The organism is Streptomyces sp. Inha503 (genome assembly GCF_047215865.1).
In the GTDB taxonomy this organism is placed as follows: Bacteria; Actinomycetota; Actinomycetes; order Streptomycetales; family Streptomycetaceae; genus Streptomyces; species Streptomyces lycopersici.
Window position 1 is genome coordinate 4168804 of the sequence record NZ_CP178360.1, and the last position, 21647, is coordinate 4190450.

General features: G+C 68.7%; 25 protein-coding genes and 1 pseudogene. 8 read left to right on the top strand and 18 right to left on the bottom strand.

All coding sequences use genetic code 11. The features are described from left to right. Positions 1-86: 86 nt before the first annotated feature. The gene (locus ACJX2R_RS17240) at positions 87-1304 is read right to left on the bottom strand and encodes a sensor histidine kinase (protein WP_413100825.1); all 1218 of its coding nucleotides are present in this window, start codon (positions 1302-1304) and stop codon (positions 87-89) included. Then, entirely contained in the window at positions 1301-2119 is an 819-nt protein-coding gene (locus tag ACJX2R_RS17245) for a response regulator transcription factor (RefSeq protein WP_413100826.1), read from the bottom strand. Before ACJX2R_RS17245 ends, ACJX2R_RS17240 begins: the two co-directional genes overlap by 4 nt. A gap of 169 nt (positions 2120-2288) precedes the next feature. Here ACJX2R_RS17245 and ACJX2R_RS17250 point away from each other — a divergent pair. Next, positions 2289-2585 (top strand): annotated as a pseudogene (locus ACJX2R_RS17250) (ABC transporter ATP-binding protein); the annotation flags it as partial. A 1141-nt stretch (positions 2586-3726) separates the two neighbouring features. On the opposite strand, the gene ACJX2R_RS17255 reads toward ACJX2R_RS17250, so the two are convergent. Then, a complete protein-coding gene (locus ACJX2R_RS17255; RefSeq protein ID WP_413100827.1) occupies positions 3727-4014 on the bottom strand; it encodes a hypothetical protein in 288 nt (95 codons plus the stop codon). A gap of 382 nt (positions 4015-4396) precedes the next feature. Here ACJX2R_RS17255 and ACJX2R_RS17260 point away from each other — a divergent pair, with 382 nt between their 5' ends. The 4 genes from ACJX2R_RS17260 to ACJX2R_RS17275 all read left to right on the top strand — a co-directional run bounded on the left by ACJX2R_RS17260 (position 4397) and on the right by ACJX2R_RS17275 (position 7350). After that, positions 4397-4918, top strand: a complete 522-nt coding sequence (locus ACJX2R_RS17260; RefSeq protein ID WP_413100828.1) for a hypothetical protein — start codon at positions 4397-4399, stop codon at positions 4916-4918. A gap of 85 nt (positions 4919-5003) precedes the next feature. Then, on the top strand, positions 5004-5558 hold the full coding sequence (locus tag ACJX2R_RS17265; protein WP_413100829.1) for a toxin: 555 nt from the start codon (positions 5004-5006) through the stop codon (positions 5556-5558). 50 nt (positions 5559-5608) lie between these two features. Beyond that, positions 5609-6781: an MAB_1171c family putative transporter gene (locus tag ACJX2R_RS17270; protein ID WP_413100830.1), complete on the top strand. Its 1173-nt coding sequence runs from the start codon at positions 5609-5611 to the stop codon at positions 6779-6781. Continuing rightward, positions 6778-7350: a hypothetical protein gene (locus tag ACJX2R_RS17275; RefSeq protein WP_413100831.1), complete on the top strand. Its 573-nt coding sequence runs from the start codon at positions 6778-6780 to the stop codon at positions 7348-7350. The genes ACJX2R_RS17270 and ACJX2R_RS17275 overlap by 4 nt, the downstream gene beginning before the upstream one ends. A 364-nt stretch (positions 7351-7714) precedes the next feature. On the opposite strand, the gene ACJX2R_RS17280 is transcribed toward ACJX2R_RS17275, so the two are convergent. The 15 genes from ACJX2R_RS17280 to ACJX2R_RS17350 all read right to left on the bottom strand — a co-directional run bounded on the left by ACJX2R_RS17280 (position 7715) and on the right by ACJX2R_RS17350 (position 19814). Then, a complete protein-coding gene (locus ACJX2R_RS17280; protein ID WP_413100832.1) occupies positions 7715-8209 on the bottom strand; it encodes a hypothetical protein in 495 nt (164 codons plus the stop codon). A gap of 71 nt (positions 8210-8280) precedes the next feature. Beyond that, entirely contained in the window at positions 8281-8733 is a 453-nt protein-coding gene (locus ACJX2R_RS17285) for a hypothetical protein (RefSeq protein WP_413100833.1), read from the bottom strand. Between the two features lie 69 nt (positions 8734-8802). Next, the gene (locus ACJX2R_RS17290) at positions 8803-9858 is read right to left on the bottom strand and encodes a phosphoadenosine phosphosulfate reductase family protein (RefSeq protein WP_413100834.1); all 1056 of its coding nucleotides are present in this window, start codon (positions 9856-9858) and stop codon (positions 8803-8805) included. A gap of 192 nt (positions 9859-10050) precedes the next feature. Then, positions 10051-10362: a hypothetical protein gene (locus ACJX2R_RS17295; RefSeq protein WP_413100835.1), complete on the bottom strand. Its 312-nt coding sequence runs from the start codon at positions 10360-10362 to the stop codon at positions 10051-10053. A gap of 78 nt (positions 10363-10440) precedes the next feature. Next, the gene (locus ACJX2R_RS17300) at positions 10441-10845 is read right to left on the bottom strand and encodes a hypothetical protein (protein ID WP_413100836.1); all 405 of its coding nucleotides are present in this window, start codon (positions 10843-10845) and stop codon (positions 10441-10443) included. Positions 10846-10924: 79 nt separating this feature from the next. Continuing rightward, positions 10925-11833 (bottom strand): hypothetical protein, encoded by a 909-nt coding sequence (locus tag ACJX2R_RS17305; RefSeq protein WP_413100837.1) that lies wholly within the window; start codon positions 11831-11833, stop codon positions 10925-10927. Positions 11834-11934: 101 nt separating this feature from the next. After that, positions 11935-13485: a hypothetical protein gene (locus ACJX2R_RS17310; RefSeq protein ID WP_413100838.1), complete on the bottom strand. Its 1551-nt coding sequence runs from the start codon at positions 13483-13485 to the stop codon at positions 11935-11937. 98 nt (positions 13486-13583) lie between these two features. Beyond that, entirely contained in the window at positions 13584-14504 is a 921-nt protein-coding gene (locus tag ACJX2R_RS17315; protein ID WP_413100839.1) for a hypothetical protein, read from the bottom strand. Between the two features lie 91 nt (positions 14505-14595). Continuing rightward, a complete protein-coding gene (locus ACJX2R_RS17320; protein WP_413100840.1) occupies positions 14596-15249 on the bottom strand; it encodes a hypothetical protein in 654 nt (217 codons plus the stop codon). Between the two features lie 155 nt (positions 15250-15404). Beyond that, positions 15405-17090: a hypothetical protein gene (locus tag ACJX2R_RS17325; protein WP_413100841.1), complete on the bottom strand. Its 1686-nt coding sequence runs from the start codon at positions 17088-17090 to the stop codon at positions 15405-15407. Positions 17091-17285: 195 nt separating this feature from the next. After that, the gene (locus ACJX2R_RS17330) at positions 17286-17777 is read right to left on the bottom strand and encodes a hypothetical protein (RefSeq protein WP_413100842.1); all 492 of its coding nucleotides are present in this window, start codon (positions 17775-17777) and stop codon (positions 17286-17288) included. 76 nt (positions 17778-17853) lie between these two features. Continuing rightward, positions 17854-18276 carry a hypothetical protein gene (locus tag ACJX2R_RS17335; protein ID WP_413100843.1) on the bottom strand — a complete coding sequence of 141 codons (423 nt, stop codon included), beginning with the start codon at positions 18274-18276 and terminating at the stop codon, positions 17854-17856. A gap of 113 nt (positions 18277-18389) precedes the next feature. Continuing rightward, complete coding sequence (locus tag ACJX2R_RS17340; RefSeq protein WP_413100844.1) at positions 18390-18767, bottom strand: hypothetical protein; 378 nt, start codon at positions 18765-18767, stop codon at positions 18390-18392. A 126-nt stretch (positions 18768-18893) separates the two neighbouring features. Then, positions 18894-19313 carry a hypothetical protein gene (locus tag ACJX2R_RS17345; RefSeq protein WP_413100845.1) on the bottom strand — a complete coding sequence of 140 codons (420 nt, stop codon included), beginning with the start codon at positions 19311-19313 and terminating at the stop codon, positions 18894-18896. A gap of 69 nt (positions 19314-19382) precedes the next feature. Continuing rightward, on the bottom strand, positions 19383-19814 hold the full coding sequence (locus tag ACJX2R_RS17350) for a hypothetical protein (RefSeq protein ID WP_413100846.1): 432 nt from the start codon (positions 19812-19814) through the stop codon (positions 19383-19385). Between the two features lie 274 nt (positions 19815-20088). Here ACJX2R_RS17350 and ACJX2R_RS17355 point away from each other — a divergent pair, with 274 nt between their 5' ends. The 3 genes from ACJX2R_RS17355 to ACJX2R_RS17365 are packed head-to-tail and all read left to right on the top strand — an operon-like array spanning position 20089 to position 21476. Then, positions 20089-20511 carry a hypothetical protein gene (locus ACJX2R_RS17355; RefSeq protein ID WP_413100847.1) on the top strand — a complete coding sequence of 141 codons (423 nt, stop codon included), beginning with the start codon at positions 20089-20091 and terminating at the stop codon, positions 20509-20511. Positions 20512-20568: 57 nt separating this feature from the next. Next, positions 20569-21258, top strand: coding sequence for a hypothetical protein (locus tag ACJX2R_RS17360; protein WP_413100848.1), 690 nt, complete (start codon positions 20569-20571; stop codon positions 21256-21258). Next, on the top strand, positions 21255-21476 hold the full coding sequence (locus tag ACJX2R_RS17365) for a hypothetical protein (protein ID WP_413100849.1): 222 nt from the start codon (positions 21255-21257) through the stop codon (positions 21474-21476). The genes ACJX2R_RS17360 and ACJX2R_RS17365 overlap by 4 nt, the downstream gene beginning before the upstream one ends. Positions 21477-21647 lie beyond the last annotated feature (171 nt).

Consider the following 21647-nt stretch of genomic DNA (forward strand, 5'->3'; position numbering starts at 1 on the left):
CAAGACGGCGCACGCCCGAGCGGCGACCGCACACATGCGAGCCGGCCCCGGGACACGTGTCCCGGGGCCGGCTCGCATGTGTGCGGTCAGGCCGCCGTCGTCAGCTGCGGGGCCGGGGGGAAGCAGACGCGGATCGTGAGGCCGCCGTCCGGGTTCGCCGTCGCGCGCGTGGTCGCGTCGTGGGCGCGGGCGATCGAGGCGACGATCGAGAGGCCCAGGCCGGCGCCGCCGTCCGACGGGTCCCTGCGGTGGCCGCGTTCCTGCGCGCGCCGGAACGGCTCGAAGAGGCGCGGGACATCCTCGGACGGCACCACCGGGCCGGTGTTGGCGACCTCCACGCCGTCCGCGTCGACGCGTACGTGGACGGTGCCGCCGGGGTGGTTGTAGTGGAGGCCGTTGGACACGAGGTTGTGGACGGTGTGTTCGAGGAGGACCGGGTCGCCCTCGACGGACAGCGACTCCGCCGTCTCCACGTGCAGGGCGATGGAGCGCCGTGCCGCCTCGTCGCGCAGGCCGTCCGTACAGCGGGCGGTGATGTCGTGCAGGGCGACGGGTTCGCGGCGCTGTAGCTGGCGGTCGGATACGGCGAGCAGCAGCAGGGACTCGATCAGGCGCCCGCTGCCATCCGCGTTCTCGATGAGTTTGCTCCGCATGCGGGCGACCTTCTCCGGGGGCGGGTCGTCCGCGAGACCGATCTCGGCGGCGGCGCGCTGGACGGCGACGGAGGTGCGCAGCTCGTGCGCGACGTTGGCCGCGAAGCGCTGGCGGGCCGCGACGAGACGCTCGATCCGGTCGAGCATCTCGTCGAAGGTGTCGGCGAGTTCCTTGAGTTCGCCGCGGGGTGACGCGAGGGCGAGCCGCTCGTGCAGGTTCTCGGCGGAGAGCTGACGGGCCTTGGCCGTGATGACGGCGACGGGACGCAGCACACGGCCCGCCATCCACCAGGCCAGTGCGGCGGAGAGGACGGTGAAGGCGGCCAGGGACGCGCCGGAGACGGTGAGCAGGCGGCTCAGCGCCGCGTCGCCGGCGGCGTCGCTCACCTGCCGCACTTGCAGGCCCACCGCCTCGCCGCTCTTGCTCGTCTTCCTGGTCGGTGTGGGGGTGACGCCGGTGTCGTTCCATCGCGGTGCGGTGGTGCGGGGCGTGTCGTACGCGTTCTCCGGTATCGCCCGGGTGACCGCGGTGTCGATACGGGAGTCGAGGCTCTGCTGGAGGAGGACGTAGACGAGTGCGGTGAGCAGGACGCCGGCCAGGACCAGCAGTCCGGTGTAGAGGGCGGTGAGGCGCGCGCGTTCGCTGTTCATCGGGCGGCGCCGTCCGGGTCCGGGCGCAGGGGGGCGGGCACGGATGACTCGGGCACGGCGCCGGGCGAATCCAGCGCGGTGCCCGGCGTATCGGGCGCGGGCGGAGCCGGTGGGGGCGAGTCGGGCGCGGCACCCTCGCCCGCCCCCGTCTCCGGCCCCGCGCCCAGCCGGTAGCCGGCGCCCGGGACCGTCTCGATGACCGGCGGATCGCCGAGCTTGGCGCGGAGCTTGGAGAGGGTGACGCGGACGGCGTTGGTGCGGTAACTGGTGTCCTCCTCCCACACCTGCTCGATCAGGTCCTCGCCGCTGACGACCGCGCCGTCGGCCCGCAGCAGCGTCTCCAGCACGGCGAACTCCTTGCGGGACAGGGCCAGATAGCGGCCCTGCCGACTGACCTGGCGCCTGGCGGTGTCCAGGACCAGCCCGGCCCGTTCCAGCACGGGCGGCAGCGCGGGCCGCGCGCGGCGGCCGAGGGCGAGCACGCGGGCCAGCAGCTCGTCGTACGCGAACGGCTTGGTGAGGTAGTCGTCCGCGCCCAGTCCGAGGCCGGCCACCCGGTCCCGTACGTCCCCGGCCGCGGTCAGCATCAGGATGCGGGTGAGCAGCCGCTGCCGTACGACGCGACGGCACACCTCGTCGCCGTGCAGCACGGGCAGGTCGCGGTCGAGGACGAGGACGTCGTACGCGCCGAAGCGGAGCTTGTCCAACGCCTCGCGGCCGTCGTGTGCCACGTCGACGGCGAGGGCGTCGCGCCGCAGCCCCTCGGCGATCATCTCGGCCAGGAACTCCTCATCCTCCACGAGCAGCACACGCATGGCTCCTGTCTACCGGATGAGGGGGTTTCGTCGTTGTAAAGGGGATCGCCGAGAGAAACGAAACACGCCTCTGCGGCAGGGTCTCAGCGCAGGCGCACATGTACCGGTCGGCCAGCGCATACGCGCCGTCCACCAGCACCAGCCACACCGCAGGATCACCATCGTTGACGAGGCGCTGGAACGCGTCGGACTCGCCGACCGCGCCCGGCACCGGCCGCATGAGCTGTCCGGCGGCCAGAAGCAGCGGATCGCGATCGCACGGGCGGTGGTCGGCGATCCCGAACTGCTGCTCGCGGACGAGCCGACCGGCGCGCTGGACTCCGCGTCCGGCGAGTCGGTCATGGAGCTGCTGCACGACCTGAGCGCGGCGGGCGCGACCATCGTGGTCATCACGCATGACCTCGAGGTCGCGGACCAACTGCCGCGGCGGGTACGGCTGCGGGACGGCGCGGTGGTCGAGGACGTGCTGGGGGGCGTGCGATCGTCCGTACGGGACGGGGCGGCCGATCCGGGCACGCCGAACGACGCGGTCCCGTCGTCCGGTTCGGCGGACGGGTCCGGTACCGCGGGTACGGCCGGTGCGTCCCAGAGGGTTGGGCGCGCCTCGCGTCACACACGCGGACGGCCCTGCGCCCGTCTCAGGAGACTCGCGGGGCGGGCGGTGATCTCCGAGTATGCCAAGGCCCCAGCGAGCTGGACGGGGGCGCGGGCAAGTGGGCCCGGTGCACAACGCGTGCACACTCACGCGGGAACTCCCGGGGACTCCCAGGCAGAGGAGGGAAGTGCGGGGGCCTGACCGAGGGCCCTGAACAGCGCATATTCCCTGGTCAGGGGCTTGGCGGCGGACGAGTCGGCCTGTACGCCGGGGAGTGTCACCCCGACGCTCCCACCTGCGCGAACATGCGGGAGGGCCACTCGTGTGGCTACTTTGATGGCTACGCACGTTTCTGACCTTGCTTGACACCTACGTTGGCACCGCTTCGCTGCCCGGCCCAGCAGCTAAGTGCCTAAGCTCGTCAGCCCCGCGCACGGACGAGGACCTCATCGCGGAGGCCCGCCAAGCCAACCCAAGAATGTCCACCATGTGGACATGATCTGTGGCTTGCATCACAGCCCTAATGCAGGCGGGCGATTCCCAGTGGGACCATCTCCGAAATTCAGAGGCCCAAGCTGCGCCAGGCAACCACTCTGCACGGACGACATATCGCCCGCCCCGTCCGCACCGGCCGCACGCACAACCGGATTGAATCCAAGCCAGTTGCTGATAGACGTCGGCGACCCTCCCATAAGGCACGCCCACTGACGGAGCGGGCGCGCCTGGCCACGACCCTTGAACTTGCGACGAGGACCCGGAATGGAGACTCACCCTTTCCAAAACGGCAAGCATCCGGAAATTCAGACCTTCACCCATCACGGGGCGCTCCACGGCGATCGACTCAACCCCACGAACCTGAGGGTGCGGGATCAATGGGGTGATCGTGGCGGGCGTCGAGCCACGCACACCGAGCAGTCGACGGTCGACGGGGGTCGCACCCGGCCCCTCCGGGCAAGCTGTGGCGATGATGCCCCAGGGAGCCCCCGCCGTAGCAGTCGCGCAGCAAAAGGCGCTACTGGGTCTTCGACGGAGCCGGTACGGACGCCCAGGTCACATACCCAGCCTCGTCGCCGCGGTACTGGCCGATGTCGTCGACCAGGCGGTGCACGAGATACAGGCCCGGCTCTACCTCCGGATCAGGCAGGGGCCGGTCCATCTCCCCGACGGTGAGCAGGACATGGGCCCCGTCGCATGAGATCCGCCCCGCCAGGTCAACGCTCGCGCGGTGCCGCGCGGTGACGTCGACCAACTCCGTGAGCACTCCGAGCACTGACTCGGCGACGGCTACGGCTTCCGACATCTCGCCAAGTAGCGCCGGCAGCACCATTGCGGCGAACCGGCGCGAGCGGCGCATGGCTTCGGTGGGTTGGCGTTCAGGGCCGGTCCGGAACTCGAGGGAGTTCTCCGTGCCGAGGGCCTGCAAGCCAGCGTTGCTGCGCCTAGCCGCGGGGGGCCGCAGACCGGAGGCCCAGAGCGGAGGCATGGTGTCGGAGATCGCCACGGTTCGTCCATCACTCCATCCCGTCGAGTGGGTCAAGCCAGAGCACGGCGCAATCCGGCCGCGCTACCCCCGTCGAGCGGCTCTGTGTGTCATTGAGTTAACAGTGACGTAGGATGTTTACGCAAGCCGGGTCTTGATCGAGTTTTCAAACAAGTTCGATCACTGAACAACAGGTGAACTCTTGCTCAGCGAGATGGGTCACCGCCCGAACCCCTTGCGCGCAAATCGGATCAACTGGCACACGAACGGGCTGGGGGCGGAAATGGGTGGCGACGAGAGAGACGAGCCACACACCTTGCAGGAGAAGATCGTCTACCTGCTGGATCACGCGTTCCCGGATGGAGCTCCGAGCGACCGCGAGTTCTGCCGGATCGTCGAGAGTCACGGAGGCGCCCTCTCTCACAGCTACTTCGGCAAGCTGCGCAAGGGACAGATCACCGAGGTACGCGACGAGACCCTGCAAGCCCTGGCCCTCGGCTTCGGTATCGCCAACTGGCGCTTCTTCAAGGACGAATCGGATGTCGTCGAAGACGTCATGGCGGGCCTCGCGCTCCTCGCAGGAACCCGGACCGGCGACATCAGCGGCATCGCGGGCCGAAGCATCGGCGAGGAGGGCATGTCCGCCGAGATGCTCGACTTCGTCCTCGAGCAGGTCCGCAAGTTCCAGCAGGGCGACGGCAGCCCCGAGGCCACGACCCCATAGCGAACGCTTGTTCGCAACCGGTCGATCCCATCACCCCCGCCCCTATCGCACACCGCTGCGAGAGAAACCAACGTCGAGGCCGCTGATGTCCCTGCGCGAGCTGCGTAGAGTCTGCGAAGTCGGGCTAGCCGACCTTCCCATCCCAACGAAGTTCAGCATCCCCGCCCTCGTGCGCAACATGGAACAGGCTCGCCATCGCCGGATCGTGCTCGTCCCTCTACCGGACCGGATGGTGCACCCCAACACCGCGTGCGGGCTGCGTGTGAAGGCCCCCGAATTCAGCATGATCCTCTTCCGTCGACGGCCCACGGTCTATCAGACCGATCACGTCATCCTCCACGAGCTGACCCACGAGTGGTTCGACCATGGAGGCACACTCAGCCTTGAAGACCTTCAGAAGATGATGCCGGTCTTCAACACCACACTCCTCCAGCGCTTCGTCGCAGACCGCCCCATCCAGGCCCGCGCGAACTACGAGAGCAAGGACGAGAAGGTGGCCGAACTCGGCGCCAGCTTGATCCGCCGCATGGCGCGGGATGTCGCGAGCGACGACATGCTTGGCCGCCTTGGTGACTCTCTCTCCCGACCAGTAGGCGACCGGAGATTCCGCCGCCGCCCGTTCACCAACCCCCGCTCGTAACAGAAGGACCACCGTTGCTCGAATTAGCTGGCTACGCCGTAGCCGCACTGATGACCGCTGTCGCCATCTGGCGTGCACTCGGCGGTACCGACGCCCGCCGAAGATCCCTCTGGGGCTGCTTCCTTGGGTTCGCCGTCGCTCTTTGGACCAAGACGCAGTACGTGCGAATCGGGCTCAACCACAGCAAGATCACGGACGCCTCCGTCCTCATCAAGCACTATTCTGCCGGCGCGGCGATCCTGGCGATCCTGTACTACATCGTCGCTGTCTACGGGCAGTACCCTGCCGACGGAGACATGGCTCGCGCCGTAAAGGTATCCCGCTTCATCCAACGCGTGGCCACGAAGACGGCCCTGTCCGCCTTCCTCGTGATGACGGCCATGTTCTTCACCATCGTCGACCGGTCCAAGCCGAGTGATCGCTTCGTCTCCGACCACGCAGGCCAGTGGGGCGCCACGGCCTACATGACCGTCTTCTACGTTTACTTGAGCTGCGCGTCGGCCATCTGCCTCTACCAGTGGGCTGGCGCCTTCCGCCGCGAGGACCGCAAACTGCTCCGCGTCGGCCTGGGCATGATGGCATTCGCCATGGTGCTCGGCGTCCTGTACTCCGTCGGCCGGACGCTGTTCATGTGGTACTGGCTCGCCGAACAGCCCAGCCACACCTTCGCCTCTGACGTGGACACCAGCACCGAGGCCATGCAGCAACTACTGTTCGTCTTCTTCGCCCTCGGCGTCTCGGTCCCTGCCACGGAAAACGGGCTGCGTCGCGCACGCTCCTGGTACGCCCTCATACGTCTCTACCCGATGTGGCGAGAGCTGATGGCCGCCTTCCCCAGCATCCCGATGGAAACTCCTCACTCTCGCCGACAAGAGCTGACTCGCCGTGACCTCGACGCTGACCTCCAGCTCGGCAGATGGGTAAACGACCTGGCGGACGCCATCGAGAGGCTGCGCCACCACGTCCCGGATGGTCTGATGGCAGCCGCCCAGGAGACGGCCGACACCCGCAACGGCGCTGTCGCACAGGCGCACTGGATCAAGGCCGCCCTTGCCGCGAAAATCCAGGGCACGCCTGCGGGGCCCGTTGCCGCCTTCGAGCAGCAACAGGCCATGGATCAGGACGCCGAGGTCGCATGGCTCCTCGACGTCGCCAAGGCGTACAAGAAGGCCAACCGGTCCCAGGCACAGAACCTGCTCACCTCCATAGGAACGGCCGCATGACGCTCACCGCCACGGCTCGGACTGTCACCGACGTTCTCCAGCCGCGTAACGTCCTCCTCATCGGCATGCTCGGCATCGGTCTGGCCGCCGCCGGCGACTGGACTGGCATCCTGTGGGGCCTGCTGGGTGCCCTATGCGCAGGAATCATCCCCGCCGCCTACATCTCGTGGGAGCGTCGGCGCGGCACCTGGGGTGACCGGCACGTAGTGGACCGCACGAAGAGGGCCCCGATCTTCTTCGTCATCCTGGCGTCGATCGGCCTCGGCTCGCTCGCCATGGTCCTCGGCCACGCGCCGACCGGCATCCTCATCGCCATGCTCGCCCTCTGGGCCATGACCATCGGCCTCTTGGCCGTGAACACCATCTGGAAGATTTCGGTGGACAGCGCGGTCGCCTCTGCGGTCGTCGCGATGCTCGCCGCCGTCCACTCTCCCTGGTGGATCGCCGCGTACGGCCTAGTCATAGCCGTGTGCTGGTCCCGCGTTGCGCTGACCTACCACACCATCGCACAGACCGTCGCGGGCGCGTCCCTCGGCGCAGCCACCGCGGCAGCGTTCGTCGTTTTGTAGCCACTCCACGCACGACCAGAGCCCGGCCGGTACGGAAGCGTCGGCCGGGCTCCGCTGCTGTCTGCGGTGATGGTTATGCCCTCGATGTTGTCGATGAGCCTGTGGTGACCCTTGGGAGTAGCGCCGCGGCTGAGGGTCGGCAAGGTGCTCTATGCCACTCACGTCAGTCGCACCCCCGCGGGTCGGCCAGCAGACGACCGCCATGCGGATCCACTCCAGGACCAGGAGGCGGCCGTCGTCCGTGGCGGCGACCTCCGAGACCCTGTCGGGTGTCAGGGTGGTAGGCGACTGCACGGCGAGCTCGTAACCGCCCTTCAGGGCCGTGCCACGTCCAGGTCTGGGCCCGCCGCACGTGCTGCGCACGTCAGGTGGCTTGGTCGCCGAGCTCGGCGCGGGCCTGCCGCTCACTGCCCCACGGCCCCACCGGCTCGTGCCAGTTCGGGTCGCTGGGCATGCCCCACCACTCCCGCGGCGCCCGCCGGACGATCCGGTAGCGGGGGCCGTCCCACCGCGGGTCGCGGGGCAACGCCAGCCAGGCTTCGCGGCCCCGCGTCCACTCCTCCGTGCCCACGGAGTTCGCGATCTGCTCGCGTAGGTCCCGACGCCGGATGTGCGCGAAGATGAGCCCGCACCCCGGATGTGCGCTCAGGTGCTGTACCCATGTCACGTTCGCCTCCGAGGATAGATGGCCCATGTACGGCTTCGCCGTCCACTCCGGGTACCGGGAGCGGTGGTAGTGGTGCACTACCAGGACCACCCCGTCGATGTCGGCGTACTGCACCTCGCGGTACCGCTTCTGGTGCGGCGCTTGACCAGTCAGCGGGTCGGTATAGCTCAGGTGGATCTCGTCAGCCTTCACGGTGCCGGTCCCTTCGGTACCTCGTGACGACCATGGTGCGCGGGCGTCACCGACACCGCGCGGCCGCAGGGTCAGAACAGTCCATACTGTCCCGCGTCCTCGAGAGCCTGCCGCTCGGCGGCCGCCTCTTCGGCGGCGGCCTGCTTGCGCAGCAGCGCGACGAGCGGAGCTTGCCGCTCGGCCTGGGCCCGCTTGCGGGCCTGTAGTTCCTCCGACGTCGCCCACCGGACCATGACCTCGTGATCGCCAAGACCCGGCGCGTCGGAGAGGACGGTGCACTTCACGTACGGCTGCTCCAGGCGGTGCCGGATCTCCCGCATGGTGGCGAACCAGTCCGGGCCGTACGCGCCCGCGATGACGACCAAGGTCCCGGCCTCGTCGCGGTGCTGCCGTACGGCGAATCCGTCGTGTTCGTGCCGACCGGTCGGCCCCCTCTGCTGCTCGACCTCGGTGAGGTGGAGGTGGGTGAGGCCACCGGCCGTGAGGTGCCTGGCGATGGTGTGGGATCGGGTGGTGCGGGACATGGGGTCACTCCAGTTCGGGTCTGCGGGCAGGTTGCTCTCCGGCCCGTGGTGGAACGGCGCGAGCGGGTGTCAGACCGCCAGGTCGAGGTGTCCTCGTTCGAGGCGCGCCAGGTACTTGCTGGTGGCTTTCTTGCCCACGTACCCGGAGAGCGCGGTGCCGCGCGGGGGTCGCTGTAGCTCGCCGTGCTCGTCGTCCAGTGCCTTGGCCCGCGCGACGATCTCCCTCATGGACAGGCCGTGCTTGAAGTCGGCGCGAACCTTCGCTTCCACGTCGACGTACTGGGCGGCCTTCTCCGGGCGCAGCCGGGCGGCAAGGACAACGTCCGCCTCGCACCCGAGCACGCAGAATGAGCAGGACAGACGGCTCATACCCCAGTCGTACGCCTCGTGGTACGGCAGGCCGGAGCGGGCGATCTCTTTCCAGACCTGGGCATCTGTCCACCCGTGGATCGGCCTCCACGTCGTGACATGCCTCTTTCCGTTGCTCGCCGGGCGGTCGATCTCGACGGCCGTGAGTTTGGCGCGCGGAGCCGACTCGGCGGCCCGCTGACCCATGCAGTTCAGGATGTGCGCTGGGCGCCCCAGGTCGCCGAGTTCGGCTACGAGCCGCGTCATCAGCTTCCGGATCGGGCCCCGCTTCAAGTCCGAAGTGCACCACCTGGCTGAGGACGAAGGCCACGCCGGGGCGACTTTCGCCGTGGCCGGGTCGAGACCCTGTTCGCGGGCCTCCTTCTCCGTCTTCGCTTTGAGCTTGAAAAACCTCTCGACAGTGCGTGCCAGCAGGTCGCCGCCCGCTGCCTTCACGACCTCGAACCGCACGCCGAGGCGGCGGGCCTGCTCCTCGGCGAGCTTGCGGGTCCCCTCCCACTCGATGTCGCCCAGGTCGGCGTGGACGATCACGACGCGGTGCAGCAGACCGAGCTTGGCGGCCAGGTCGCACACGTGGGACGCCATCGCCTGGGAGTCCTTCCCACCACTGGAGTTCAGGAGAATCCAGTCGGCGACGCGCAGCAGCTCGGCGGGGACGGTCGTGGTCGGCACATCGGGCACAGACGGGTGGATGCAGCGGGCGCGCTTCTTCTTCGGGGCGGGGACCTCAGCGAATAGGGCGAGTTGGGCGGTCATGGTGTCCTCGGCAGGAGCATGCGGGGCGACGGCTGAAGGGGCACGGGGCGCGGTAAACGTGACAGCGCCTCCGCGATGGAACGGCTACGGGCAGCCGGGGCGTCCGGCCCATTCCTCGCGTCGGGAGGCAGGAACGGTCGACCGGCGGTTGGGGCGGGGCCGGGGCGCGGGTGTGCGCCCCGGCAGAGCGATCTAGGAGGGGTTCTCGACGATCCACTCGGCATATTCGTTGCCCTGGACGACCCACACGTCCTCGCGGTCGGTCACCCAGCCCTGGCCGGACTGCCACCGCTCGGTGCGCAGGAAGGACATGGGCACATGTCCCTCTTCGCGGACCTCGTCGAGGTTCAGAACGGTCCCGGTCCAGGCGTAGACGGTGCAGTCGGATCGCTCCTGGGTAGCGCCGAGATCGAGCCGGACGCGCATCCCGTGGGTGCGCACGATGTCGCCTTGGGCGAGCTTGCTGGTGTCCTTGATGGTGACGTTCGTCGTAGGGCTGGTCATGACTACCTCCTGATGTGGTGGCGAAAGGTGGGGAAGGCACCGGGGAGCGGCGGGCGGCGTCGCACCCCGGCCGGGGGCTCAGGCCACGAGCGCGGCGCGGGCCTCGGTGTCCCAGTCGGGGATGGCGCGGCCGATCTCCGCGTAGCGGGCAGCGCGCGCCGTGGCCTTGCCGGGCCCGGAATACGGGCAGCCCTTGTGACGGCGCGGTGGGGCCGGGTTGGCGTCCTTCCGGTCCCGCATGTGGCTGTAGTAGACGTCGATGTCCTTGCAGCACAACAGGCAAGTGAGAGCCCATCGGTGCTCGCTGCCCGGGTAGCCCCTATGGACTCCGGCGCAACGGGTGCGGGTGCAACCCTCGGGCTCGTCGACCGGGGTCGCACGCGGCGCGTAGCCGAGTTCCAACATCCGCGCCCACGCGACGACGAGACTATCCCGGTTGCGAGAGGTGTCGGGCAGGAAGACGGACAGGTACGGCGCGGTCATGGCGCTGACCTTTCAGGAGTTGGTGTGAGGGGGAGAAGATGCCGGGGCACGGCGGTCAACGTCGCGCCCCGGCGGGCGGTCAGGCGGCAAGGTCGAGGGAGGAATCTGCGCTGTCCTGCCGCCACTCGGACAGGGAGGCCAGAAGGCAGTTGCGCCAGGCGAGCGCGTACCGGGGGCAGTTGGAGCACGTCTTGTGCGTGCAGCCGGGTAGCGGCGCATGACGGCGGGCGTTGAACGACCAGGCCAAGGAGTCGGAGCTGTAGAGCAGGTGGTGAACCTCGCGCAGGCCGGTCACCTTGAATCCGAAGCCGTGCAGGCGGATGCCGAGCCCGTACAGCGTCTCCACGATCCGGACGGCCTCCCTGGTGGACTGGCGTCGGCATACCGAGCCGAGCCCAACCAGCGGCTCCACCGTGAGGTCAATGCCCATCGCGGCGTACATGTCGACGCACCGGAGATAGTCGTCTCGCGTCCAGCCCTGGAGGACAGGCATCCACGGAAGGTCATCGTCGTGCCACATAAGGTTGAGGTACGAGGCGACTGTGCGGCACTGGTGGTCGTAGACCGTCTGGCCGGTCTTGGCGAGGATCTGCGGCTCACACATCCAGTCCTGAATGGCTGCCCGCTCCAACTCGCCGATCTCGTCGGCGTACCTGCGCACGGCGGCGGCGTACTGGGCCGGGGTCACGGTCCACTCGCCGTACAGGCTCAACTCGGTGAATCCGCCGGAATCGAGCATCCAGGAGGTGACGGCGCGCGGGAGACGGCGGCGCCGGACGAGGCGGCGGTGTGAGACGCAGAGTGGCACAGCCAGGCTGCCGCCGAACTCAGGCCGCTCCAGCCATGACGGCTGGTGTGTGCCCAGGTACGACCAGCGGTCGGTTTCGCCGTACTGGAGGTACGTGCGGCCGGGGTCGACAGGGCCTGGCGGTAGTGGGGGCTCGACCACTGCGGACGCGGGTATGTCGAAAAGGGCAGCGGGCTGCACAGGAGTCCCTTTCGGTTCGGGTCTTGTCGTCGGCGGTTGCTCTCCACCAACACCAAAAATACTACAGCATGCGTCACATGCTGGTCTACTTGGCCACCGGATTAGGCAGTCAGCTCCACATCCGACGCACGCTGTCCCTCGCTCGGCGCGAGCGGACGCACCGGTACCGGCCCCGAGGACCGGTCCCGCTCACGCACCACGAGCGGCCGGATCGGCTCCCATCGCGTTCCCGTTAGCCCTGTGACCTGGGTCCATTTCGCCTCGAACCCGGCGTCCGGCTTCTTCGCGGTGCGCTGCTTGTCCTCGACCCCCGCCGGGGCCGCCACAAGATACGCGTTCGCCGACGGATAGCCATCCACAGCCTCCAGGTAGTGCGCCCGCCGGATCACCGACTTCTCCCCGGCCCGTATCCGCGCACCGGCCGCCCGGCCCCACCGCAGCAACGTCATCTCCGCGTCGAACCGCGAGCCCTCCCATACGGTTCGCACCGACCTCCACGCCTGGCCCTTCGCCTGCTCCCCGCGGCAGCGGGGGTCGGAGCCGGCACACCACGGGGCGCTCGCGCCCGCTCGGTGGTGGCGCCTGCACGCCGTCGACCGCTTCGCGCGGCACCACCACCGCGGCGACGAGCATCGCTTGCCGTGCCAGGTCTTGCAGTCATTCGTGCGGCCGGACAGGTACAGGCGCCGCACCTCGTACAGCGCGAACGGCGCCTCGTCCAGGTTCCGCTCGAACCGCGTCAGCAGCTCGTCGTTCCACGCTACGTCCTCGGCGAGCTGCTGGTACAGCGACCGCTCCCCGTACAGCGCCACCTTCTCGTTCAGGGCGCGCGATGCGTACTCCATCATCAGCACCGCCGAGCCAATCTCCGGGTGCTCCCTCAACCGTTCCTCGTGCCGATCCCGGGACGCGCACACGCCGCTGAACGGGCACTGCGCGCAGTAGCTCTTCTTGATCTTCTCGCCGAGCCGAGCGTGGACGTACGCCTCGACCGCCGACCGGTCCATCCCGTCCGTCTCGATCAGCGGGTAATACGGCTCGCACACGACACGGCCTGCCTCGGCATTGATCCGTTCCTGGATCTTCGTGTCCTTCTCCGCACGGTCGCGCTCCCCAGCGTGGTAGCCGATGACTCGCCGGAACGTGGCGGTGTCGAACTCGTAGGCGGCCCACGCGTCCAGACACCATCCCTTGAACCGAATAGAGCAGGTCCTACGGCCGGAAGCCATCTGGGGCACGGTGCCGGCCGCGCGCAACTCGGCCGACAGCCGCCACGGACCCGCCGCCCATATGCGCGACGGTGTACGGGTGTCGTCGAGTATCAGCACTCCGTCGGCATCCCGACGGCCGCCGCGTGCGATCTGGACCGTGCGTACCCTCCGGGCCGCGAGGAGCGGCAGCACCCGACGCTCAACGTACGAGAGCGAGTCAGGCCACTCGTCGCCAGTCACCGCATGCACGACGATCAGGTCGGACAGATCCGGCTCCAGGCCGTACGTCTGTGGGTCGGCAAGGAACTTCAACAAGATCGCCGTACTGTCCGCACCCAGTCCGTACGAGAGGACAGTAGGCCGCTTCCCGACGGTGGGGGCGGTCGCTGGCACGAACGATTCGGGCAGGGTGAACAGGGCGGTCTGAGCCGTGGCAGCCACGAGCAGGGCCTTTCGGAAGTGGGTCTGGGCGGGTCGCTCTCCCGCCAGGGAAAGCCGGGGCGCCGCGCAGGACGCCCCGGTGGTGAGGGTGGAGACGCTTACGGGCGGCCGGGGCGGCCAACATGGCGAGCAGTACCCGTCCGCTCCTCCCGGGGGAGCGCGGAGCGGTCCACGGGCGGACGCGGGACGGGACGGCCGTACGCGCCGCTGCGCCACGCGGACGCTCCACCGACCCCGAACTCCCTGATGGCAGCTTCCTGAGCACTGTGCCGCCACTCACCACGAAGCGCCATCGTGCGTAGATGGGGATACCGGCTACGAAGGACCGTGCCGTGCGCGCGGGCCAAGCGGGCACGCGCGGCCCTGACCGGCCCGCCCCCAGGGGACGATGCGGGGAGGCCGCGGACCCGCCGGGGTTCGGGCCGCAGCTCGACTGCGGGCACCTCCCGCTCGCCGCAGACCCCGGTGAGCGGCCACACGCGCACGGTGCCGTCAGCCATCGGCCAGCCGTTGATCTGCACGCGCGTGTCCGGCTGCCCGGGGCGCCTCCAGATGCCCCTGGAGTGCACGGGAAACCGCTCGGCGAAGGCCGGTGCCGTGAGCGGCATGCCCACCAGCTTCCGGCCGCGCGTGGTGATGTATGCGCTGACGCCGAAGCGCCATCGGTCGGTGGCCTCCACGCGATTCCCGGCCCGGTCGCGGAAGACGACCAAGCCATCACGGCTCAGGCCGCGCCCCGCCGCGTAGTTGAGGCCCGGTACAACACCCGTCCTCGGGTCGGCGCGCTTCAGCGCACGGAACCGGTCGACCGGCAGCAGCACGCCCCGCCCTGCGCCGGTGAGCCACCGCGTCCCGGTCCGGGGGTCGGTGCGGACCCACTCCTCGGGGAGCGAGTTGAGGACTCCCCTGTGGATGTCGGTGGGCAGGCGGCCGCCCGTGTCGATGGCGGCGAGCATGGCGCGGCGCTGTCCCTTCGGTATCTTCTGGATGAGGTAGGACAGCTTGTGTTCAGGCAGCATGGAAGGGCCTTTCAGTTCGGGTCTGGGCGGGTTGCTCTCCCGCCTGCGTTGGTGCCGGGGCGCAGCGGCGCGGCCGCGCCCCGGAGGGCGGTCAGTGGGTGGGGTGGGTGAGGTAGTCGGCGATGGCTTCGGCGGCGGACGCCGAGTCGGCGCCGCAGTCCACCGGCCCTCCGTCGCCGCTGATGAACAGCGGGTCGCCGACCGGATAGCCGTTCTCGTCGTGGACGAACACCGACCAGCCGGTGTGTGCGGCCGGAACATGCTCCACCGACGAGTCGCGGTCGGCCACGGACAGGTGGGCACCGTTTCGGACGTCAGCCGTGCAGGTGGCCAGGTCCAGGGGGATGGCGTAGCTCATGCCGATGTCGTCGCTATGCGTGGTGATGCCCCACTCGACCAGCGCGGCGAGCAGCACGGCTCCGGCCGTCAGGCGGGGCGTGGTGAACCACTCGGCGACAGCCCGCGCGCACAGGTTCACGTCATCGGCCAGCGCCGATCCGCTCTGCGGCTCGTACACCGTGGCGATCTGCTGGTAGTCCGGTGCGCCCTCCGGCGCCCATGCCGTGGCGTGGCAACCGGGAGAAGCAGTGCCAGGCGTGGTCAGCACGATGTGCTCGCCCGCCATGGCTTTCTCTTGGGGGATGGTGGCCGGGTGCGCGATGAGCAGGCCCTCGTCCACGTCGTAGAAGGCGGAGATTCCGTGCGTGGCCAGCGCATCGAACAGCATGGTGGTGATGTTGGGCATGGTGTGCCTTTCTGCGGTTGGGGTCTTCGTTGGCGGGTGCTCTCCACCAACACGTCAAATAGTACAGCACGCAACACCACATTCGTACTCGTCCCTGGAAAATTGGGCCGGTCTACCCTCCAGTGCTGCGCGCTGTGCCAAACCAGTGCGCTGGCCTAGTTGGTCATCATGTTGGTGAGGTGGGGCCCGATGTACCCGACTACCAGACGGCCGACCGCCTCGCCTTGCGCACCTTTCGTGCCGTCCAGGAAGTACACCCGCGGCGCGATGCGGCCGCGCGCGGCGAGCTTCAGGTGCGCCTGCATCTCCACTCGCCCGCCACCGGGGGCCGGGAACAGTCGCTCGTGCCCGTACTTCTCCATCGTCGGCACGCTCTCTGTCATCGCGACCTGCCTGACCGGGTACGGTTTCGCACCCACGGGCGGGGTCATGCAGAACTGGTAGAAACCGCCGTTGAACCCGTCCTTTGCCGCCGCAGCGTACGACTCGAGCGACACCAATGCCGTCCATCCTTTCGCCGCCCAGGTGCGCGACATCGGGTGCTCGTCGAGCCCGATAGCTATCCGCGGGTCCGCCGTCACCATCAGGTGGTCCAGCTCCCCAAGACGCTCCCACAGCTCTTCGAACGACCTCGGGGCGCCCGGCACACCGTCGGCGGCCTCGGCGACCTCTTCTGCCCGGCCCTGACGCAACAGCAAGAGCCGGAGCCGATCCGCCTCGGCCAGCGCCTGCGCCAGTGCGTCCAGCGTCGTCAGGTGGTCCTCGATCTCGCTGTCCCGCTCGCCGATGACCGCCTGGAGCTGCGCCTGCATCGACGCGCGCGTCCGCTCGCCCAGGTCGATCTCGCTTCCAAGCTCGGACAGTTCCTTGTCCGCCTGTTCCAAAAGCCCGTTCAACAGGCTCACCTCGGCGCGCATGTCCTCGTTGCCCTCCCCAGACCTCTGCACCGCAAGGGCCGTCAGTGCCCGTGCCTTGTCCATCACCTCCGCCCGCTCCTGACGGTGTTGCTCGGCCACACGGTCCGGGAACGTCACCCCGGCGAGCAGCGGCGGCAGCGGCCTTTCCAGGGCAAGGGCATGCACACGGCGTGCGACACCGTGCCATGCGTTGTCGGACGGGTCGGTCCACCGCGTGGGCCCCAGCACTCGGTGTCGTGCCGCGTCCGGCGCCCAGTCGGGGTCGACCAGCGGCATGAAGGTGCGCACCGCGCCGGGTCCGACTCGGTGGTTCTCACCGATCGCCTGGAGGAACGCGTCGACCGCCGCGAAATCCCACAGCAGGTATAAGGACGCGTCCCCGGCGAGTAACTGCATGGTGCTGGCTACGCGCTTGGACCACAGGGGGTCGGGCTGCACCGGTCTGGCAGCGACGACGACAGGCAACTGCCGCTCCGGGGCACACAGCACGTCGACGAGCTGATTCACGCGATCGTGGGTGACGCGCAGTGCGTTGATGCTCAGTCTCGACACCCCGTCGTGCGGCTCCAGCTCGCCCACCAGGTCGCGGACGAGTCGGGGCTTGCTGGGGCGCAGCGTCTGGGTGGTGTTCGAGAAGCACTCCAGGTCGACGCACACCGCGCCGGGGCCCGCAGCGGAGCGGACGGCTGTCACCGTGGTGCGCCAGGTCGCCTCGGCTTTGTCCTCGCGAAGCTGGAGGCGGGTGGCTGACTCGGTGCCGGCCTCGTCGTACGCGGCCTGCGAGAACAGCAACGACGACTCGCTGAGCTGGCATTGGCCAGTGCCGAGCTGCACGGCCGTGCGCGGGAACTTCTTCATCAGCCACGCTGCGGACAGCCAGCGGACGGTGTCGAGCAGTGTCCCGGCATCGGGGACGGCGAACACGGACCGGTGGGCGAGGGTGCTGGCAGGTGTACTCACGGAATCCTCAACGGGGGCAGGACCTGGCGCGTGACCACGCCAGTCGGAAGGGCTCCGTGCGCAGGGCAGAGCACCTTTGAACGGGCACTGACAGCGCACGGGAGATCAGGGGAAGATGGCCGACAGTTGACCCCCACAACGGGGGGTGTCAGGCAAGGTTCAGCGGTGGATCTGCCGGAGGTGGCGGTACCAGTGCAGGAGAACGCCCGTCGGCTGCTCGTCGAGCCAAGCGTGCCGTTCCTCGGCGGCCGCGTCCTCCCACACAATCACTGGGCCTGTCGCGCTAGCCACGGGGGTGAATCCGGACTCCAACACGATCTCGGTCACGAGGGCGCGTTCGTGGTCGGGCAGCGACGGGTTCGCCGACTGGTTACGGCGTGCGAACGTGTCGAGTTGCTGGAGGAGCCAGTCCCTCTCGGTGATGTGCGGACCGATCTCCTCGGCCGCCGCCGCGATGGCCGACCACCGGTCAACCGCCCGGACCTCTGTGGACCGAAGGCGACGGGCGAACATCTCCTGCCACACCTTGGCGTACGGGCCCAGGGAACCGCCTGGTTGGACGATGGCGCGCGCCGGGACTACGTGGAGCACTTCCCCGCGCTGGTGCACAACGGTGAACGGGCGGGTGGGTTTGTCGAGAGAGACGGGCATGACGGATGGGTCCTTCCAGGAGCCGGGGAGGGAGTGGAGAAGGGGGCGCCCGCCGGAACGGGCGCCCGGAGCGCGATCACGACCCGAAGTGGCTGCGCCCGTCGTGGTGCAGGTGGATACCACTGCGCACACGCACGTGCTCCGTTGCGGCGTAGTCCTTCCAGGTGCGCGCGGCCATGTCCCAGCCGCTCGCGCCGACGATCGAGCCGTAGAAGTAGCCGACGTCGTACGTGCGGTACTGGCCAACACCCTGTGCTTCGGGGTACGCCTGAACAACGGCTTCAAGGAGGGCGCGGATGGCACGAGTCTCGAAGGTGTCGGCCTCGAAGCGCCGCGACTCGAAGTGGCAGTAGCCGTAGTCCCTGACGCTCTCGCGGGACGATACGGCCAGCCGGATGGCGATGCCGTCGGGCAGCACCGCGACGGGGCGGTGCCACTGGTCGACGGTGATGGTGATCTGCGCCGGGGTCAGCTCAGAAACGGGTATCGAAGCGGTCATCAGAACGGGTCCTTCCAAGGGAGGGCGGACGGAATTTCGAGCGTTTTGAGCGGCCTCTACGCGCGCGCACGCGTAAGTGCGCGCGCTGTTCCGGCTCGCTGTGGCGGGTGTGGTTAGTCGCCCCGGTGGAAGTGGGCGGCGACGCCGGGGAACGCGTTCTCGTCGGCGTAGAAGACGTCTTCGAGGGCGAGCAGCGCCCATTCCTCGTAGTGATCACGCAAGGCGAGTCCGGCCGCGTGCGCTTCGCTGCGAGCGGTGTACGTGAGGATCTTGTAGTGCGTCTCGAACAGCTCCTCGTCGAGGACATCGCGCTGCATGGTGGCTTCGACGGGGTGAGCGGCTACGCGCTCGACTCTCAGGATTCTCCGCTCGGGAATGTCGTCCTCGTTGACGAGTCGGCTGTAGCCGCTCTCGTCGTCGACGACGAGTAGGAAGTTATCCCACTCCTTGCTGAGACGGATTCGGTAGAGGGGGGCGGCGTCGAGAGACACGGGGGTCCTTCCGGGACGGGGATGGTGTGCTGTGGGGGCGGTGCGCCCGGCGCTGGCATCGGGCTGCCCGGCGCGCAGGGTGGGGCGGCGCGCCGCCCGCCGGGAGAGGGCGGGCGGCGCGGCAGGTCACTCCGTGATGGGCTCGCCGAGATCGCGCATCGCCTCGATGAGCGCGAAGTGCTTGAGGGGCGCGTAGCTCTTGAGGATGTCGGTGTGCCAGGAGGCGCGACCTTCGGGGGTCAGGGCTCGGGCCCAGGCGTGGCAGTCGCGGTAGACGGTCCATGCTGCCTGGTGGCTGATGCCGACGCGGTTCATGTAGTCCTGGATGACGATCGCCCGCTCGTGGGCGGCGACGGCTCGGACGCGCGCGGCGTCGGCGTCGGTGGCCGTCACCTCGAACAGGTCGAGGCAATCACCCCAATACGCGTCGAAGTACAGGAGATCGCGGTCTTCCTGGGTGTCGGGTGTGGGGAGGACGTCGTGCACGGTGCCGTCCTGCATGAGGACGGTGAAGGAGCGGGGCGTCTTCTCAGGTGTGAAGGGCATGGGTGCCCCTTTCGGTTTCGGGTCTGCCCCGGTTGCTCTCCGGGGTCGTGGTGGGGCGGAGCGAGCGGATCAGGCGGGGATGGGCTCGCCGAGATCACGCATGGTCTCGACGAACGCGAAGTGGATGAGAGGGCCGATGGGCGGGTTGTTGGCGAGGTCGGGGTTGAAGTTCGCGGCGCGCTCTTCGGGAGTCAGGGAGCGGACGTAATCGCGGAAACTCCGGTAGATGCGGGAGGCGTCGCGGAAGGTGTTGTTCTCGTCGTAGTCCAGGTAGGTCTTGATGACGGCTCGACGCTCGGCTAGAGGCATGGCTTGAACGCTCGCGTCGTAGCCGTCGATGGCCCTTACCTCGATCATGTCGCGGCAGTCCTTCAGGTACCACTCGGCGCTCAGTCTGCTGCGTTCTTGGTCGCCAGCGGGGGTGAGGAGTACGGCGTGCACGGTGCCGTGCTGCATCAGGATGGTGAAGCTGCGGGTGGTTTTGGCGAGCGAGATGGACATGGGTGTCCCCTTCGGTTCGGGTCTGGCCCGGTTGCTCTCCGGGCGGCGGGTCGGTGCGCCCCGCCAACACAGAGAATAGTACAGGTCGCGACAGACAATCACCTAGCCGTGCCCAAAAAATCCCTCTGACCTGCACGTATATAGCCCGAGATTCCTCGGCGAGTGACGCGAACTGTACTTATCGTGTTGAGGTGTGTAGTGTCCTGCTCCGCACCACCGGCCCGGAGAGCAACCGGGCCAACAGACCCGAATTGAAGGGGACTTCCCTATGCGCATGCCGCGCCTTCTCACCCGCCGTCCGCGCCCCCTCACACTCCTCGCCGGGGGACTATCCACTGCCGCATTCGGCACCCTCGCAACCTTCGGAAGCGTCTACGACGGACAGAATGCCGGAGCCACCCTCGGCACCCCCGGGTGCTCCGTCGGCATCGAATGGCGCGGGGACCCCGGCTTCTTCGGCTCCTGCACCGGCACCGACCCGGAGGTGCCCGACGAGTGCAAAGGCGCGGGTACCGCCACCGACTTGTGCGTGACGGTAGCGAGCCGACCCGCGTACGGCTGGATCAACCCCGGAGGCTCCCGCACCGAGAACCCCGAAGGTCGAACCCAGGTGCGCGACCTCGACGAGGTACCCGGTACGCCGGAGTTCATGGCCGCGCTGCGCGCCCTCGACGCCGAATGGTGCGAGCACCACTGACCACCCCTGCCGGGGCGCAGCCGCGCGGCGGCGCCCCGGCCCCCGGAAAGGACTGCCATGCCTGTGTTCTTCGACCTCGATCCGACCATTCGTCCTGTGCGCCTGAGCGCCCGCCCGGCCGACACACACCCGTACGACTTCGATCAGGCCGCCGTGCGCATCGTCCGCGCCGACCGGATACAGCATGGGGACGTGGTGCTCGGCGAGGTCTACGGTTACGACCCGGGTCACGACGCCGGAGTCAGCTACCTGCCGTACGGTTGCGTCCCGTATGCCGCCCGGCCGCGTCCCGTTGACCCTGCGTGCCCGTGCGAGCTGTGTCGCCAGCATCGTGCGGCCCCACACACATACCTCACCGACCCGATCGCGCTCACCGTCTGGCCGCGCCAGGAACTGGGACTGGACCCGGTGTGCCAGCTCAACAACGCCGACGAACTCCTCGTCGTCGTGCCTGCCCGCTGGGCGGCGTACGGGGCGGTCCAGGTCCGGGCTCACGAGAGGCGCTACAGCCGTGAGCACGTCGAGCAAGCCGCCAACGACGCCTTCGACTGTCTGCGTGCCTTCTTCGACTTCAGCCACCGAGGCGACCGGCGACTCTTCACGGGGGCCCTGCTCGCCTTCCTGGACGACCCGAACAGCCCGTACCCGTTCAGCAGTTGGGAGCCGGAGGTGGAGGCGCAGGATGAGGACGGCCAGGCGACCGTGATCGACTCGCAGAACGCCGAGAAGACGGAGGAGGGCCAGTGACGGGCCCCAAGTGGTCGCAGATGGGCCGCGCCGAATTCGACGGGTCCGCGCCGCTCGCTCTCATCGACGAGGCCACCGCGCGGACCGGCGCCCGTGTGCCGGCCACCCCGGACGCGTATGGCACCGCCGCCCTGTTCGGCGACGAGGTGCCCGCGCGTCGGGCCGCGCCCCGCCGGAAGACGCAGCCCGCCGAACCGCAGGGTGACACCTTGTTCTGACTCACATTCCCGTAGCACAGCACGCGTTGCTGAACAGTGACACGCGCACCCCACCGCATGCGCAGCGGTCACGAAATTCCCTGCTCAGTAAGCATTTAGCCATCGCGCCGCGTACCCCAACTGAACCCATGACGACGCGTGCTGTACTATTTTAGGTGTTGGCGGAGAGCA

What these genes read in the sequence shown, in the direction of transcription:
- ACJX2R_RS17295 (WP_413100835.1), bottom strand. Translation starts at nt 10,362, where the DNA reads ATGACCAGCCCTACGACGAACGTCACCATCAAGGACACCAGCAAGCTC.
- ACJX2R_RS17315 (WP_413100839.1), bottom strand. Translation starts at nt 14,504, where the DNA reads ATGCTGCCTGAACACAAGCTGTCCTACCTCATCCAGAAGATACCGAAG.
- ACJX2R_RS17255 (WP_413100827.1), bottom strand. Translation starts at nt 4,014, where the DNA reads ATGTCGGAAGCCGTAGCCGTCGCCGAGTCAGTGCTCGGAGTGCTCACG.
- ACJX2R_RS17330 (WP_413100842.1), bottom strand. Translation starts at nt 17,777, where the DNA reads ATGCCCGTCTCTCTCGACAAACCCACCCGCCCGTTCACCGTTGTGCAC.
- ACJX2R_RS17335 (WP_413100843.1), bottom strand. Translation starts at nt 18,276, where the DNA reads ATGACCGCTTCGATACCCGTTTCTGAGCTGACCCCGGCGCAGATCACC.
- ACJX2R_RS17360 (WP_413100848.1), top strand. Translation starts at nt 20,569, where the DNA reads ATGCCTGTGTTCTTCGACCTCGATCCGACCATTCGTCCTGTGCGCCTG.
- ACJX2R_RS17300 (WP_413100836.1), bottom strand. Translation starts at nt 10,845, where the DNA reads ATGACCGCGCCGTACCTGTCCGTCTTCCTGCCCGACACCTCTCGCAAC.
- ACJX2R_RS17350 (WP_413100846.1), bottom strand. Translation starts at nt 19,814, where the DNA reads ATGTCCATCTCGCTCGCCAAAACCACCCGCAGCTTCACCATCCTGATG.
- ACJX2R_RS17290 (WP_413100834.1), bottom strand. Translation starts at nt 9,858, where the DNA reads ATGACCGCCCAACTCGCCCTATTCGCTGAGGTCCCCGCCCCGAAGAAG.
- ACJX2R_RS17320 (WP_413100840.1), bottom strand. Translation starts at nt 15,249, where the DNA reads ATGCCCAACATCACCACCATGCTGTTCGATGCGCTGGCCACGCACGGA.
- ACJX2R_RS17245 (WP_413100826.1), bottom strand. Translation starts at nt 2,119, where the DNA reads ATGCGTGTGCTGCTCGTGGAGGATGAGGAGTTCCTGGCCGAGATGATC.
- ACJX2R_RS17270 (WP_413100830.1), top strand. Translation starts at nt 5,609, where the DNA reads ATGACCGCTGTCGCCATCTGGCGTGCACTCGGCGGTACCGACGCCCGC.
- ACJX2R_RS17285 (WP_413100833.1), bottom strand. Translation starts at nt 8,733, where the DNA reads ATGTCCCGCACCACCCGATCCCACACCATCGCCAGGCACCTCACGGCC.
- ACJX2R_RS17345 (WP_413100845.1), bottom strand. Translation starts at nt 19,313, where the DNA reads ATGCCCTTCACACCTGAGAAGACGCCCCGCTCCTTCACCGTCCTCATG.
- ACJX2R_RS17275 (WP_413100831.1), top strand. Translation starts at nt 6,778, where the DNA reads ATGACGCTCACCGCCACGGCTCGGACTGTCACCGACGTTCTCCAGCCG.
- ACJX2R_RS17240 (WP_413100825.1), bottom strand. Translation starts at nt 1,304, where the DNA reads ATGAACAGCGAACGCGCGCGCCTCACCGCCCTCTACACCGGACTGCTG.
- ACJX2R_RS17265 (WP_413100829.1), top strand. Translation starts at nt 5,004, where the DNA reads ATGTCCCTGCGCGAGCTGCGTAGAGTCTGCGAAGTCGGGCTAGCCGAC.
- ACJX2R_RS17355 (WP_413100847.1), top strand. Translation starts at nt 20,089, where the DNA reads ATGCCGCGCCTTCTCACCCGCCGTCCGCGCCCCCTCACACTCCTCGCC.